This is a genomic window from Methylosarcina fibrata AML-C10 (genome assembly GCF_000372865.1).
GTDB classification, from domain to species: domain Bacteria; phylum Pseudomonadota; class Gammaproteobacteria; order Methylococcales; family Methylomonadaceae; genus Methylosarcina; species Methylosarcina fibrata.
This window is the reverse complement of record NZ_KB889965.1, coordinates 528280-542106: the sequence shown is the minus strand read 5'-3', so window position 1 is coordinate 542106 and position 13827 is coordinate 528280. Positions and strand designations below refer to the sequence as shown.

The following is a 13827-nucleotide window of genomic DNA, read 5'->3' as shown; positions in this document are numbered from 1 at the left end:
GTTATCTCGGTATAAAGGGGAGTAAAACGAGAGACGTCAATCTGACGTTTCGAAGTTGCGTCGTTCTGGTAATGGTTGCGGTTGCGGCACCGCCAGTCCTGGGCCGGGTAAACATCCTAAGCCATCACAATGACAATCGCCGCACCGGCGTCAATCTGCAGGAGAAGCAACTTACCGTTGCCAACGTCAAGAAAAAAATTTGACAAGTTATGGGCGCTCCTTGTTGACGGTCAGACCGTAGCGCAACCGCATTGACTCCGGCAGAATGTAAAAATTACCTGCGAGGCGGAGGCTGCACCCGATTCATGCGTTCGGCATCGACGGTCTTGGATCTTTAACCGGATAAAGCAAAATCGGCAAGGTTTTTCTTATTCCCTTCCGAAGCGTCCCCGGCTCATTCGTTTGACGACTCGGCATCGCGCGTATCGATGTCGAGCATGCCGTGTTCGTGCTTTTCCGCGTCCGGTGCGCGGCAGACCCGATAAAAACAATAGGCCGTCAACACCAGGACGAGCCCGTTGCTCAGAATCATCATAATCAAGCCGACGGTGGTCATAAGTCCACCTCGCGCTCGCCTTTGCCGTTGTTCCGCCAATTTTCGCCGGCGATCGCCACCATCAAGGCCAGAAATGCAAAAACGATCGTCAGATAGACCACGGTCAGTAATATTTCGGGCTGCTCGTGAATCGCAGCCAGTTTGGCCGGCAGGGCATCCACCAGCCAACTTCCCAATATGATCAGCAGAAACGAAGGCGTGACGTACTTGAGGATGAAACGGAAGAATCCGGGAATACGCATATTGGCGCCCCGATGGGCTTCTTCCATTCCCCGGTCGATGCCGATGATCCAGCCGAACACCAGAACTTCGATCGTGGCCAATACGTAGATGGCGACCGTGCCGATCCAATCGTCCATCGTGCTGAGCACGACGGCGTTTCCGGAAAAATAAATCACCGGCAGCGCACCGCTCATGGTCAATAATCCCAGCATGGCGACGCTGACCCGGCGTTTCAGCGCGAAGCCTTCTTCCAGAAACGCAATGGCCGGCTGGAGCATGCTGAGCGAACTGGTGATGGCCGCGAGAAACAACAAAGCGAACCACAGCGCTCCGAACCAGCGCCCTCCGGGCATGTTGCCGAAAACGGTGGGCAAGGTATTGAAGCCCAGTCCGAAGGACGAGCCGGCCAAAGCTTCCATCGTAAACGCCGAGCCCAAAAAAATGAACGTGGCCGGGATCGCAATCAGACCGCCCAGACAGACTTCGCAAAATTCGTTGGTAGCCGAGGCGGTCAAGCCGGACAGCACAACATCATCGTCCCGGCGCAAATAGCTGGCATAGGTCAGCACGATGCCGAAACCGACCGACAGCGAAAAGAAGATTTGCCCCGCGGCCGCCAGCCATACCGACGGATTCTTGAGTTTTTCAAAGTCCGGATTCCACATGTAGCCGAGTCCGTTGGCAACGGTCCGGGGTTGCTCGGCCAACTGGAGCGCCGCCTCCCGCAGCAGCAGATGCCCGGGATCGCCGTATGCGGAAGCGCCCTTGACCGCCCGAAAGGATTGCTCGATGCCGTCCACGTCGGCCGCGGGCGGCTTGGGCAACAAACCGCGCCGGGATCGGTCAATCGCGGTACGGAGCTGCGAATTGTCATCGGCTTCTCCGTCGAGTTTGAGTTCCTGAAGTTCCAACTTGCGCAGCTCCGACTTCGCCTCTTCGGAAATTCGGGTCCGTTCGGATTTCAACCAGGCTTGCAGACGTTGATGGGCCTCCGCGGCGCGCAGTTCCGCCATGTCCAGCGCATAGGCCGCCTGTGATTTGGCAAAACCCGACGGCGGCAGGACCATGGCATGGGATTTTTCCGAACCGGCGAAGTGCAATTGATGGCGCAAATGCTCGCCGATAGTCTTTTCCACTTCGGCTTTAAAGCCCTCCGGAACGGTTTCCGGATTCAGCGCCAGCGCCTGCAATCGATGCCATTCGGATGCCGGCAGCGCCTGCGGCAGGCTTTCCTGCCAGGGCTGCGGCATGGGCTGCTCCGGCAGCGTCAGCACGCGCAGCGCTATGGCGACGGCCGCCAGGATCAGCATCGGCATCGCGATTTTACAAAATTTTTCGATGCCGCGGGATAAGCCGCGGTATATAAATAAAAAGTTGATCAGAAAGACCAGCAGAAAAAACCGGAAAGCCGCCTGGCTGCCGTCCTTGAACACCGCGCCATGCTCGCGCATGCCGGTGTAATGAGTGAAAAAAGCGTTGTACAGCGCAGGATTCCGCCCCAGGTCCAGATCGCCGGTCAGATAGTACCAGGTATAGGCCAGACACCACGACTCGATGTAGACGTAATACATGTAGATGATGACCGGAATCAGCAGCCCCAGCGCGCCGAAATACTTGGCCACGGGATGGCGCCAGAGAACCGAGAAAATCCCCGGAGCCGAATTGAATCCGAAACGTCCGCCGTAACGGCCCATGGCCCATTCCGCCCAGCAGATCGGAATGCCGACCACCAGGAAAGAGATGAAATAGGGAATCATGAACGCCCCGCCGCCGTTAGCCGCGACCTGGCCCGGAAAGCGCAAAAAGTTGCCCAGGCCGACCGCGGAGCCGGCCACGGCAAGAATGACGCCCAGTTTCGAACTCCAGGCCTCGGGAGCATGACGGGTGGATTGCTGAGCCATAAGTTATCCGGATGCAAATTGAATTTTACGGGATTCGGGCGGATCGACCCATGTCTTTACTGAACGGGCTCTGCATCCTGCGCCGATTCTTTTGTTAGGCCGGCGAATCGCCTGTCCGCATCCGTTTGAGCCTGGCGATGAGGACGTCAAAACCGGCCGCATCCGGCGGCTTGTCGCCGAGCAGCACGGCCAGCAATTCATCGTCTTCCCATTCGAGAAGATCGTTGAAACGCTTTTTTTCATCGTCGTCCGCCTGCCTGTAGTGCGTATCGAGATAGGCCTCAAGGATCAGGTCCAGCTCCAGTGCGCCGCGCCGGCACTGCCATCTGAGCCGCTCCAGCGGCTTCATCAGCCTTCCTGTCTTTTTAACAGAAGCTTTTTGATTTCGGCAATGGCTTTGGCCGGATTCAGGTTCTTGGGGCAGGTATCGGTACAGTTCATGATGGTGTGGCAACGATACAACTTGAACGGATCTTCCAGTTGATCGAGGCGGGCGCCGGTATTTTCATCCCGGCTGTCCGCCAGCCAGCGATAGGCTTGTAAAAGTACCGCAGGGCCCAGATAACGTTCGCTGTTCCACCAGTAACTGGGGCAACTGGTCGAGCAGCAGGCGCAGAGAATGCAATCGTACAAACCGTCCAGTCTGGCGCGGTCCTCCCGGCTCTGCAGCCGTTCGCTGTCGGCGGGCGGCGGCGTCTGGGTTTCGATCCACGGTTTGATCGACGCGTACTGGGCGAAAAAGTGCGTCGTATCCGGAATCAGATCCTTGATGACCGGCAGGTGCGGCAGCGGGTAGATCTTGACGGTGTCCGGGCAGGAGTCGATGGCTTTGATACAGGCCAGGGTATTTCTGCCGTCGATGTTCATGGCGCAGGAACCGCAAATGCCTTCGCGGCAGGAACGCCTGAAGGTCAGCGTGCTGTCGATTTCGTTCTTGATTTTGATGATGGCGTCGAGCACCATGGTGCCGCAGTGTTCCTTATCGAGTTCGAAAACGTCGATACGCGGATTCTCGCCGCTGTCGGGATCCCATCGGTAAATTTCGAAACGGCGGACCTGGCGTGTACCGGCAGGGGCCGGAAACGTTTTTCCCTGGGTGATCTTCGAATTTTTCGGCAAGCTGAATTCGGCCATCAATAAATCCTCTCTTTGGGTGGAAAAACCTCGACTTCATCCGTCAGCGTGTACATATGGACCGGCCGGTAATCGATCCTGACCTGATCGTCGGGCAGCCAGGTCAGGGTATGCTTCAGCCAGTTGAGATCGTCGCGGTCGGGGTAGTCTTCGCGCGCATGGCCGCCCCGGCTTTCCTTGCGGTTGCCTGCGGCGGTGACCGCAACCTGGGCCTGGGCGAGAAGATTGTCCAGTTCGAGCGTTTCCACCAGATCGGTATTCCAGATCAGCGAACGGTCGTTGACCCGCACCTCCTGGAAGGAAGCCCGAATCTCGGCGATGGCCCGTATGCCCTGGTCCAGAGTCGACTGGGTTCGAAATACCGCGGCTTTGGTCTGCATGGTTTTTTGCATGTCCAACCGAATATCGGCGGTGCTGCGGCTGCCCTTGGCATGACGGATTTTGTCGAAACGGGCCAAAGCCGCATCGCAGGCGTTTTTCGGCAAAGGCTTGTGCGCCGATCCCGGGTTGATCAGTTCGGCGCAGCGGAGCGCGGCGGCCCGCCCGAAGACGATGAGATCGAGCAGCGAGTTGGAGCCCAGTCGATTGGCACCGTGCACCGAGACGCAGGCCGCTTCGCCGACGGCCATTAGGCCGGGCACGACTTTATCGGGATTGCCGTCGGCGAGCGTGACCACTTCCGTTTTGTAATTGGTCGGAATCCCGCCCATATTGTAATGAACGGTCGGCAGGACCGGAATCGGTTCTTTGGTGACGTCGACGCCGGCAAAAATCCGGGAGGTTTCGGCAATGCCGGGCAACCGTTCGTGAATAATCGCGGGATCCAGGTGTTCGATGTGCAGGTAGATGTGATCCTTCGATTTGCCGACGCCGCGCCCTTCGTTGATTTCGATGGTCATCGCCCGGCTGACGATGTCTCTCGAAGCCAGGTCCCGGGCCGACGGCGCGTATCGGTCCATGAAGCGTTCGCCTTCCGAATTGGTAAGGTAGCCTCCCTCCCCTCGTACGCCTTCGGTAATCAGGCAGCCGGAACCATAGATGCCGGTCGGGTGAAACTGGATGAATTCCATGTCCTGCAGCGGCAGACCCGCTCTGAGAATCATCGCATTGCCGTCGCCGGTCACGGTATGGGCCGAAGTGCAGGAAAAATAAGTCCGCCCATAGCCGCCGGTGGCCAAAACGGTCATGTGAGCTTTAAACAGATGCAGCGAGCCGTCGTCGAGACACCATGCGAGAATACCTCGGCACTGGCCGTCTTCCATAATCAGATCCAGGGCGACGTATTCAATAAAAAATTCGGCGTTGCGCCTGAGCGATTGCTGATACAGTGTATGCAGGATCGCATGGCCGGTCTTGTCGGCGGCGGCGCAGGTCCGCTGCGCCTTGCCCTTGCCGTAACGGGTGGTCATGCCGCCGAAGGCACGCTGATAGATTTTGCCTTCCGGCGTTCTGGAAAAAGGCACGCCGTAGTGTTCCAGCTCGATCACCGCGTTCATCGCCTCGCGGCACATGTACTCGATGGCGTCCTGATCGCCGAGCCAGTCCGAACCCTTGACGGTGTCGTACATATGAAAGCGCCAGTCGTCCTCGCCCATGTTGCCCAGGGCTGCGCTGATGCCTCCTTGCGCCGCTACGGTGTGGCTGCGGGTGGGAAAGACTTTGGTGATGCAGGCCGTTTTCAGGCCTTTTTCAGCCATACCCAACGTCGCTCTGAGGCCTGCTCCGCCGGCGCCGACGACGATCACATCGTAAGCGTGTTCGATAATTTTATACGTTGCGGACATGAGTTACCCAATCAGGATGCGAAGCACGGAAATTAATGCGGTAATGGCCAGAAACAGAAGCGCCAGATTCAACATCCAGATGGCGGCAATTTTCATTCCTTCGTCGGCGATGTAATCCTCGACAACCACCCGAAGGCCGAGCGCGGAATGATAGAATACCGCAACGATCCAGGCGATCAGACAGATACCGGGGAACGGCGTGGCCACCCACGCCAGGGTTTCCTCGAAAGAAGCGTTCAGGCTTAAATCCAGAAACCGGATCAGTACGTAGGTCAAAGGGACCAGGGCCGCGGCCGTGACTCTTTGCATCCACCAATGGTACGTGCCCGATTTGGCCGAGCCGAGGCCCTGGGCATTGGCTAAAGGCGATCTGTAATTCATAACGCTCCTCATTGCATCAAAACGAAGGTCAGCAAGGTCAGGACGACCGATGCCGCCAGCTCCAGAATGGAGTAGCGGGTCAGAGTTTCCCGCTCCAGAGTTTTACCGGTGTCCCAGACCAGATGGCGGATGCCGTGGCAAACATGAATGAAGAGAGCGAGAATGAAACTCCAGAAAAAGAATCTCATGATGCCCTGATTCATGATGGACTGCATGGCCGCGTAAGCTTCGGGTCCTTCGACCAGAATGGACAAAAGATAAACCACAAACAGCAAACCGGCCGATAACAGGACTCCCGCAAAACGGTGGGTAATCGATATGACTCCCGTCACCGGCAGTTTATAGATTTGCAGGTGTGGGGATAGAGGTCTGTTCTTATTCGCAGCCATAATTATGGATAGTGTCTTGGTCGGGTGTTGATCAAAAATCGATGCAGCGTCCGTTTTTTTCCCAGTCTCCGTAACGGGTCGGATCGAGCCCGCCGGATTCTGTAGCCACAGGGTCCTGCTCCGATCGGGAGGCGCTTTCGCCGCGGTCCGGCGTGCGCGTGTCCTTCGTTGCCTTTTCTGTTTCGTTTTCTGTCTGCATGGCTCTGTCGGCGGCGAAAGAAGTCAGGAAGTGAACGGGTAATGAAGCAGGACGATTCCTGCCATGGAAATACCGTTGAACGTGCGGACGGGCGCTCTATCGACCGTGAGGTTTTTCCTTAATCGCTTCGAAATAGATTCCATGAATGATCCGATTCGTTAAAAATCTCGGCAGTTTAAAATCCTGTGATGGCTGGCTGAGGGTTAAAAAAACCCTCTGAAATCACACGAAACTCATAGGATGTTGTCGGTTAGAGTGCGGATGGGGCATAACCCAACGCTGGATTCATTATCCCAAACTGACAGATTTAGTCAAGGCAGGTTCCGGTTCCCTTTGCCGCCGGCACGGGATGCGTTTCCGATACGTTTTTACTTCGGATCGAAATGGCCATCGGCATCAGTTTTTAATCCCGACTCCTTTGTGCAGCAGAAACAGGCTGAACAGAGTCAATACCACGATAAAGCCGACGGTAATTTCAAAGGCCAGGACGACCTGGACGTCGGTCACCCCGATCAAGCCGTAGCGAAAGGCGTTGACCATGTAAAGAATCGGGTTGCCCATGGAAACAATCTGCCATACCCCGTCCAGCATGTCCACCGAATAAAAGACTCCGCCCAGATAACTCAGCGGCGTCAGGATGAAGTTCGGAATGATCGAGATATCGTCGAAACTTTCGGCCAGAATAGCGTTGATGAAGCCGGCCAGGGCGAAAAGAGTCGCCGTCAGCACTGCGATCGCCAGAGTAACGGCCGCATCGTTCACCCGCAGATCGGCAAACAATTGCGAAATCAACGCCACGACGACGCCTACCAGGAGCCCCCGGACGATGCCACCGCCCACGTAGCCTCCGAGAATGACCCAATTGGGCACCGGTGCGACCAGCATTTCTTCGATGTTGCGCTGAAATTTGGTCGAGTAAAAGGAAGAAACGACATTGGCGTAGGAATGGCTGATCACCGACATCAGAATGACGCCGGGCACGATGTAATCGATGTAACTGGCGCCGTTGATCTCGCCGAGCCTGTTGCCGATCAACCGGCCGAAAATTAAAAAATAGAGCGCCGTGGTAATGGCCGGCGGCAACAACGTTTGCGGCCAGATGCGAAGAAAGCGGTAAACCTCTTTGACGACGATGGTTCTTAAGGCAATGGAAAAATTCATTGGCCGCCTCCCGAGGTTTTCGTGTCGATCAAATCCAGAAACAATTGCTCCAGCCGGTTGGATTTGTTTTTAAGGCTGAGCACCTTGATGTGGCGTGAACCGAGCTGGTTGAACAATTCGTTCAGCCCGATTTTTTTCGGTACGGCGACTTCGAGAACCTTTTCCGAGAGCAGTTCGGAATGGATGCCGGCAATGTCGGGCGCGGCGGCGAGCGGTTCCGCCAGATCCAACACGAAATGATCGATATTGAGCCGGGCCAGCAGGTTGGCCATCGAAGAATGCTCGACGATGACGCCCTGGTCGATGATCGCAATGTTCCGGCAAAGACTTTCGGCTTCTTCCAGATAATGCGTCGTCAAAATGATGGTGGTTCCCTGCTGGTTGACTTCGCGCATCAGTTTCCACATCGATCTGCGGATTTCTATGTCGACGCCCGCCGTAGGCTCGTCCAGAATCAGCAGTTTCGGCGCATGCACCATCGCCCGGGCAATCATCACCCGCCGTTTCATCCCGCCCGACAGCCTGCGGGACACGGTATTGCGCTTGTCCCACAGATCCATCTGCTTCAGGCAGTATTCGGCCCGCTGCAGGGCCAGTTTGCGAGGCGTGCCGTAATAACCCGCCTGATTGAGCAGGATGTTCTTGACCGTATCGAACTGATTGAAATTGACTTCCTGGGGGACCAGCCCGAGGCAGCTTTTGGCCTGGAAAAGCTCTTTTTTCAAATCGTGTCCGAAAATGCGGACGCTGCCGCCGGTGGCGTTGATCAGCGAGCTGATGATGCCGATTGCTGTGGATTTGCCGGCGCCGTTCGGTCCGAGCAGCGCAAAAAAATCGCCCGATTCGACGTCAAGATCGATGCCTTTCAGGGCTTCGAAGCCATTGTTGTAAGTTTTTCTGAGATTGCGAATGGATAATGCATTCATGTAAAACTGCTTAACGAAAAGGGGTAAATACGTTACATTAGCCGATTAGTGATCGACTGCTGATCAATTCGATACGAAAAAATGTAACAATTTTATCAGATAATCGAACCGACCGAAGACAAAACCGATTGACGCATGCCCAAAAAAATTCCCCGCTATGTTGCCGCCCTGGACCTCGGATCCAACAGTTTTCACATGATCGTATGCAGTTTGACGGACGGCAAATTACAGATCCTGGACCGCTTGAGAGAAATGGTCCGATTGGCTTCGGGATTGGACAAACGCAACATCCTCGACGTCCAGACCCAGACGAGAGCCCTGGAATGTCTGGAAAGATTCGGCCAAAGGATCCGTAATTTCCCGCCGGAGAGCGTTCGCGTGGTGGGAACCAATACCTTGCGTACCGCGAAAAACGCCGGGGAGTTTCTGACCAAGGCCGAACAGGCGTTGAATCATCCGATCGACATCATTTCGGGCATCGAGGAGGCCCGCCTGATTTATCTGGGCGTGGCCTACAGCCTGGGCCATACGAGCAATGTCCGGCTGGTCATGGACATCGGCGGCGGCAGCACCGAATACATCGTGGGCACGGGCAATACGCCCCTTGAAAAAGAAAGTCTGCACATGGGTTGCGTTTCGGTCAGCAATGCGTTCTTCAAAGGAGGAAAAATCTCGAAAAGCGCCTTTGCCGGGGCAACCCTCTTTGCCGAGCAGCGGCTCGAACCGTTTGCGAAAAAATTTCAGCGGAACCGGTGGGATGAAGCGATCGGCGCTTCCGGGACCTTACGCGCGATCGACAAGGTTCTGAAAGCCAAAAAATGGAGCAATAACGGGATCACGAGGAGCGCGCTGGAACAACTGGTGGACCATATCGTCCGCTGCCATCACGTTAACGATTTGAAAGCGCTCGACGTGAATCCCGACCGGCTGCCGGTGTTTCCGGGCGGCGTCGCCATCGTCTACGCCACGTTCAAAAGCCTCGGCATCGAGCAGATGACCGTTTCGGAAGGCGCCCTCCGCGAAGGGCTGATCCAGGATTTGCTCGGCCGCTTGTACGATCACGACGTTCGTTCGGAGACGGTCAAGGCGCTGGCGGAGCGTTATCATACCGATAAAGAGCACGCCGCGCGCATCCGGCAGACCATCGCTTACATGATCGCGCAACTGGACAGAGACGGTTCGCTGTCGGAAAAAGAAATGCTGATACAATTCCTGAACTGGGCGGCGGATTTGCATGAAATCGGTTTCGACGTGGCGCACAGCCAGTATCACAAACACAGCGCCTACATTATCGAAAACGGCGATCTTGCCGGTTTCTCCCGGCAGGATCAGATCGTGCTGGCCACCATCGTGCGCTCTCATCGGCGCAAGTTTGTGCGTTCCAATTTCACCTCTCTGCCCGCTCCTTGGGACCAGCAGGCTCCTTTTCTGACCCTTATCCTACGCCTGGCGGTCTTGTTGCGGCGCAATCGGCATGAACACGAACTACCCGATTTTCAGTTGACGATCGATAAAACCCGAATTCATCTAAAATTTCCTCCCGACTGGTTGAACCAATCGCCTCTTACTCACGCCGATCTGTTACAAGAAGCGGACTACATAAAATCCGCGGGCTTTAAGCTGGCATTCTCCTAAACGCTTGATGAAAACTTTAATCCGTATTCCCCTGTTCGGCCTGATGGCCGTATTTTTCTTGTGCCTGTTGCTGATTCTGTTCGGCGTCGGCGACAAACCCGAGGTCATCGGCCTGGGCTGGGCTTTGACTCACGACGACATTGCCAGGGCGCGGAAAATTTTGCACGAAGGCGCCAAAATCAAACCCGATGAACTCGGTACGATCGAACTGACCGAAAGCGACCTGAATCTGGCCGGTAATTACCTGCTGAACCGTTTCAGTAAAAGCGCCGTCCAAATTCAATTGAAGAACGGCAAATTGAGATTCAAGGTCACCACCACCCTGCCTGAAAATAGTCTGGGCAAATATTTGAACGTCAGTTTCAGGCTGGGCAATGAAAGCCCCGACGAACTGCCCGGCATCACCAAATTCAAAGTCGGCAAATTGCTGTTGCCGGCGAAACTGGCTGCGTTCGTCATCGATGCCGTGATTCAGAACACGTCTATGAACGAATACTTCATTCTGGCCACCCGACCGATCAAGGCGGTCCGGATCGATGAGGATAAAATCGCCATCACCTACCATTCCAGCGCCGAAACGCTACAGCAGGCGCGCCGGTTTCTAAGCCACGGCAGCGACAATCCGGCGCAGAACGTTTATCAAAGAAAACTGGCCGACATCGTCGCCCGCCACGATCCCGAATGGCGCCTGTCACTGGCGGAACTGCTGCAACCGCTGTTTGAACTGGCTTACCGGCGCTCGTCCCCGGACAATGCGGTCGAAGAGAACAGGCAGGTCATTCTGACCGTGAACGATTACGTCAACAAACAGGAGGCGGTCAGAATGATCAACGATTCGGCGCCCAGGACGAGCGAGAAAAGCCCATACGCCGCCTTCATGTACAAACGGATCGATCTGGCGCAACATTTCATCGGCTCGGCGGCGCTGACCGCATCGGTCAACGGCCAGGTGGCTAAAGTGGTCGGAGAACAAAAGGAATTGAGCGATGCCGAAGGCGGCAGCGGCTTCAGCTTTATCGATCTGGCGGCCGACAAGGCCGGAACCCGCTTCGGAGAAATCGCGACCTCCTCGCCCGAAAATGCACGGAAGATTCAAAAAGCCATGGCGGGCATTAAAAATTACAGCGACTTCATGCCCGATCCGCGCGATCTTCCGGAAAAAATGGATGCGGCCGAATTCAAGCGCTTGTTCGGCGGCATCGACAGCCCGGCCTACAAACAAATAGTGGAGCAGATCGACGCCCGCATCGCCGCCATGCCGATCTATCAGGAGATAACTTCCCCGTAGTAGGCTTTGGTTAAAGATTTTTCATAATTGCCGGCGTTTTTAGCCGGATAAACCAAACGCATAGCCGAACTCAAGAAATGGGGAGTCTCCTGACGGACTCCACTGAACGTCAGCCTTTTGCCGGCTCCCCGGCAGAGCCGGGAATTGCTCATTTTTGGTTAACCTTTTGTGATTTTGCGATAAAATAGCTATTTTAAAATATGTATTTATCCGAATCATGCAATTAACGGCTTCCCAACTCCAATCTCGGCACAAAGCACTCATCGACGCGCTGAAGCGCGGCGAGATCGTGGAAATCACCTATCACGGCCAAATACTGGGCGTGGTCCATCCTGTCGCTCCAGCCACCAATACCGAAGAACAGGAAGCGGCCATGGCGGAGTTTTTCGGTATGCACCGCACGAACGGCATTGCTTCCGTCGAAGCGGAATTGCGCGCCGTCCGCAAGGGCCGCCGGAGAGCTTTCGATGATCTTTGATACCAACATCCTCATCTATGCCGACAGAGGCGTGCTGTCTGCCAAAGAACTCATCATGAACACCCAGCAACGTGCAATTTCAGCCGTGACCTATATGGAATACGTGCCTTTTTGCAGAAACAAACAAGAGTTGGCCGTGTTTGAAAAAATGCTCGCCGCACTGCAATTCACTATCCATGAACTCACCCCGGCCATTTCTTACCGTGCCCGCCAACTGGTCCGCCAATTCGCGCTCAGCCACAGCATGGAAATGGGCGATGCGTTGATCGCGGCCACCGCATTGGCCCATAACGAATTGCTATGCACCGGCAACGTCAAGCATTTTGCCCCGGTCAACGGCTTGTTACTCGACCCTTATTCGCCGGAGGAATAACTTCCGGAAGCAGCCGCCGCTGGTGCTTTTCATAATCGTACAACTTACATGGGAACAGTTCGGGATTTGACCCCATTACGTTACCGTATAGCTATGGACGGTAGCTTTCTATGAGATAGGAATAAAAAAAACTGCAAAACCGCAGCGACAGCGCCGGATAAAGCGCCCTTTGCCGCGAAACAACGGGCGCTCCGAAGGAGCTATTTGACCAGGCTCAACAGTACCCCGGCGGCGACGGCCGAGCCGATCACGCCCGCCACGTTGGGTCCCATCGCATGCATCAGCAGGAAATTATGCGGGTTGCTTTCCAGACCCAGCTTGTTGGCAACCCGCGCCGCCATCGGCACCGCGGAGACTCCGGCCGCGCCGATCAACGGATTGATCAGGGTGCTGCTGAACCGGTTCATGATTTTCGCCATGACGACGCCGGCGGCGGTGCCGATGGCGAAGGCGGTCGCTCCCAGCGCCAGGATGCCGAGCGTTTTGACCTGCAAAAAAGCCTCGGCGCTGAGTTTCGAACCCACCGACAAGCCGAGAAAGATCGTGACGATATTGATCAGCTCGTTTTGCGCCGTCTGGCTTAACCTCTCCACGACGCCGCAAACGTTCATCAGGTTGCCGAGAGCGAACATGCCGACCAGAGGCGCGGCCGAAGGCAGCATCAGTATGCACAGCAACAGCAGCAGCAGCGGAAAAACGATTTTTTCCGCCTTGCTGACCGAGCGCAATTGCTGCATTTCGATCCTTCGTTCGTCTTCGGTGGTCAACGCCCGCATGATCGGCGGCTGAATCAAAGGCACCAGGGCCATGTAGGAATAAGCCGCAACGGCAATCGCGCCGAGCAGATCCGGGGCCAGTTTGGATGCGACGTAAATCGCGGTCGGGCCGTCGGCGCCGCCGATGATGCCGATAGCGGCGGCGTCTTTCAGGCTGAAGTCCAGGCCGGGAATGAAATTGAGAGCCAGAGCGCCCAGCAGAGAGGCAAAGATGCCGAACTGCGCGGCGGCGCCCAGCAGCAGCGTTTTAGGATTCGCCAGCATGGGGCCGAAGTCGGTCATGGCGCCTACGCCCATGAAAATCAACAGCGGAAAAACGCCGGTCTTGATGCCGAAGTAAAGGTAATAAAGAATCCCGCCCTCTTCGGCAATGCCAGCAACGGGAATATTGCTCAGCACGGCGCCGAAACCGATCGGCAACAATAACAAAGGCTCGAAACCTTTTTTGATGGCGAGATACAGCAAAACAAAACCGACCAGCATCATAAAGGCCTGTCCGCCGGTGAAATTGTAAATGCCGGTGCTCTGCCAGAGTGAAATCAGATTTTCCATGGGTTAACTAATTAATGAAGTCTCAAGGCGATTGAATGGACGGCCGTACAAAGCATAAAAGAGTATCCATCT

Annotated in this window: 15 protein-coding genes; 4 read left to right on the top strand and 11 right to left on the bottom strand. The window is 55.6% G+C overall.

Translation table 11 applies throughout. The features are described from left to right. Positions 1-394: 394 nt before the first annotated feature. The 10 genes from A3OW_RS27590 to A3OW_RS0102675 all read right to left on the bottom strand — a co-directional run bounded on the left by A3OW_RS27590 (position 395) and on the right by A3OW_RS0102675 (position 8653). On the bottom strand, positions 395-556 hold the full coding sequence (locus A3OW_RS27590; RefSeq protein WP_020561897.1) for a hypothetical protein: 162 nt from the start codon (positions 554-556) through the stop codon (positions 395-397). Next, a complete protein-coding gene (locus A3OW_RS27485) occupies positions 553-2679 on the bottom strand; it encodes an SLC5/6 family protein (protein ID WP_020561896.1) in 2127 nt (708 codons plus the stop codon). The genes A3OW_RS27590 and A3OW_RS27485 overlap by 4 nt, the downstream gene beginning before the upstream one ends. Before the next feature lie 94 nt (positions 2680-2773). Continuing rightward, a complete protein-coding gene (locus A3OW_RS0102715; protein ID WP_020561895.1) occupies positions 2774-3028 on the bottom strand; it encodes an FAD assembly factor SdhE in 255 nt (84 codons plus the stop codon). Continuing rightward, positions 3028-3813 (bottom strand): succinate dehydrogenase iron-sulfur subunit, encoded by a 786-nt coding sequence (locus tag A3OW_RS0102710; RefSeq protein WP_020561894.1) that lies wholly within the window; start codon positions 3811-3813, stop codon positions 3028-3030. The genes A3OW_RS0102715 and A3OW_RS0102710 overlap by 1 nt, the downstream gene beginning before the upstream one ends. Next, entirely contained in the window at positions 3813-5597 is a 1785-nt protein-coding gene (gene sdhA, locus A3OW_RS0102705) for a succinate dehydrogenase flavoprotein subunit (protein ID WP_020561893.1), read from the bottom strand. Before sdhA ends, A3OW_RS0102710 begins: the two co-directional genes overlap by 1 nt. A 3-nt stretch (positions 5598-5600) precedes the next feature. Beyond that, on the bottom strand, positions 5601-5978 hold the full coding sequence (gene sdhD / locus A3OW_RS0102700) for a succinate dehydrogenase, hydrophobic membrane anchor protein (RefSeq protein WP_020561892.1): 378 nt from the start codon (positions 5976-5978) through the stop codon (positions 5601-5603). 8 nt (positions 5979-5986) lie between these two features. Continuing rightward, positions 5987-6367: a succinate dehydrogenase, cytochrome b556 subunit gene (gene sdhC, locus A3OW_RS0102695; protein WP_020561891.1), complete on the bottom strand. Its 381-nt coding sequence runs from the start codon at positions 6365-6367 to the stop codon at positions 5987-5989. Between the two features lie 31 nt (positions 6368-6398). Beyond that, on the bottom strand, positions 6399-6566 hold the full coding sequence (locus A3OW_RS26830; protein ID WP_020561890.1) for a DUF1674 domain-containing protein: 168 nt from the start codon (positions 6564-6566) through the stop codon (positions 6399-6401). A gap of 396 nt (positions 6567-6962) precedes the next feature. Continuing rightward, positions 6963-7727: an ABC transporter permease gene (locus A3OW_RS0102680; RefSeq protein ID WP_020561888.1), complete on the bottom strand. Its 765-nt coding sequence runs from the start codon at positions 7725-7727 to the stop codon at positions 6963-6965. Continuing rightward, on the bottom strand, positions 7724-8653 hold the full coding sequence (locus A3OW_RS0102675) for an ABC transporter ATP-binding protein (RefSeq protein ID WP_020561887.1): 930 nt from the start codon (positions 8651-8653) through the stop codon (positions 7724-7726). The genes A3OW_RS0102680 and A3OW_RS0102675 overlap by 4 nt, the downstream gene beginning before the upstream one ends. Before the next feature lie 135 nt (positions 8654-8788). On the opposite strand from A3OW_RS0102675, the gene ppx reads away from it, so the two are divergent. From ppx to A3OW_RS0102650, 4 genes are all read left to right on the top strand, one after another. After that, the gene (ppx, locus tag A3OW_RS0102670; RefSeq protein WP_020561886.1) at positions 8789-10288 is read left to right on the top strand and encodes an exopolyphosphatase; all 1500 of its coding nucleotides are present in this window, start codon (positions 8789-8791) and stop codon (positions 10286-10288) included. Positions 10289-10295: 7 nt separating this feature from the next. After that, a complete protein-coding gene (locus tag A3OW_RS0102665; protein ID WP_020561885.1) occupies positions 10296-11576 on the top strand; it encodes a hypothetical protein in 1281 nt (426 codons plus the stop codon). A 217-nt stretch (positions 11577-11793) separates the two neighbouring features. Continuing rightward, on the top strand, positions 11794-12054 hold the full coding sequence (locus A3OW_RS0102655; RefSeq protein WP_020561884.1) for a hypothetical protein: 261 nt from the start codon (positions 11794-11796) through the stop codon (positions 12052-12054). Further along, positions 12044-12427, top strand: a complete 384-nt coding sequence (locus A3OW_RS0102650) for a type II toxin-antitoxin system VapC family toxin (protein WP_020561883.1) — start codon at positions 12044-12046, stop codon at positions 12425-12427. The genes A3OW_RS0102655 and A3OW_RS0102650 overlap by 11 nt, the downstream gene beginning before the upstream one ends. A 200-nt stretch (positions 12428-12627) precedes the next feature. Here A3OW_RS0102650 and A3OW_RS0102645 read toward each other — a convergent pair whose 3' ends face one another. Beyond that, complete coding sequence (locus A3OW_RS0102645; RefSeq protein ID WP_020561882.1) at positions 12628-13755, bottom strand: sodium ion-translocating decarboxylase subunit beta; 1128 nt, start codon at positions 13753-13755, stop codon at positions 12628-12630. Between the last annotated feature and the right edge of the window lie 72 nt (positions 13756-13827).

What these genes read in the sequence shown, in the direction of transcription:
- A3OW_RS27590 (WP_020561897.1), bottom strand. Translation starts at nt 556, where the DNA reads ATGACCACCGTCGGCTTGATTATGATGATTCTGAGCAACGGGCTCGTC.
- A3OW_RS27485 (WP_020561896.1), bottom strand. Translation starts at nt 2,679, where the DNA reads ATGGCTCAGCAATCCACCCGTCATGCTCCCGAGGCCTGGAGTTCGAAA.
- A3OW_RS0102715 (WP_020561895.1), bottom strand. Translation starts at nt 3,028, where the DNA reads ATGAAGCCGCTGGAGCGGCTCAGATGGCAGTGCCGGCGCGGCGCACTG.
- A3OW_RS0102710 (WP_020561894.1), bottom strand. Translation starts at nt 3,813, where the DNA reads ATGGCCGAATTCAGCTTGCCGAAAAATTCGAAGATCACCCAGGGAAAA.
- sdhA (WP_020561893.1), bottom strand. Translation starts at nt 5,597, where the DNA reads ATGTCCGCAACGTATAAAATTATCGAACACGCTTACGATGTGATCGTC.
- sdhD (WP_020561892.1), bottom strand. Translation starts at nt 5,978, where the DNA reads ATGAATTACAGATCGCCTTTAGCCAATGCCCAGGGCCTCGGCTCGGCC.
- sdhC (WP_020561891.1), bottom strand. Translation starts at nt 6,367, where the DNA reads ATGGCTGCGAATAAGAACAGACCTCTATCCCCACACCTGCAAATCTAT.
- A3OW_RS26830 (WP_020561890.1), bottom strand. Translation starts at nt 6,566, where the DNA reads ATGCAGACAGAAAACGAAACAGAAAAGGCAACGAAGGACACGCGCACG.
- A3OW_RS0102680 (WP_020561888.1), bottom strand. Translation starts at nt 7,727, where the DNA reads ATGAATTTTTCCATTGCCTTAAGAACCATCGTCGTCAAAGAGGTTTAC.
- A3OW_RS0102675 (WP_020561887.1), bottom strand. Translation starts at nt 8,653, where the DNA reads ATGAATGCATTATCCATTCGCAATCTCAGAAAAACTTACAACAATGGC.
- ppx (WP_020561886.1), top strand. Translation starts at nt 8,789, where the DNA reads ATGCCCAAAAAAATTCCCCGCTATGTTGCCGCCCTGGACCTCGGATCC.
- A3OW_RS0102665 (WP_020561885.1), top strand. Translation starts at nt 10,296, where the DNA reads ATGAAAACTTTAATCCGTATTCCCCTGTTCGGCCTGATGGCCGTATTT.
- A3OW_RS0102655 (WP_020561884.1), top strand. Translation starts at nt 11,794, where the DNA reads ATGCAATTAACGGCTTCCCAACTCCAATCTCGGCACAAAGCACTCATC.
- A3OW_RS0102650 (WP_020561883.1), top strand. Translation starts at nt 12,044, where the DNA reads ATGATCTTTGATACCAACATCCTCATCTATGCCGACAGAGGCGTGCTG.
- A3OW_RS0102645 (WP_020561882.1), bottom strand. Translation starts at nt 13,755, where the DNA reads ATGGAAAATCTGATTTCACTCTGGCAGAGCACCGGCATTTACAATTTC.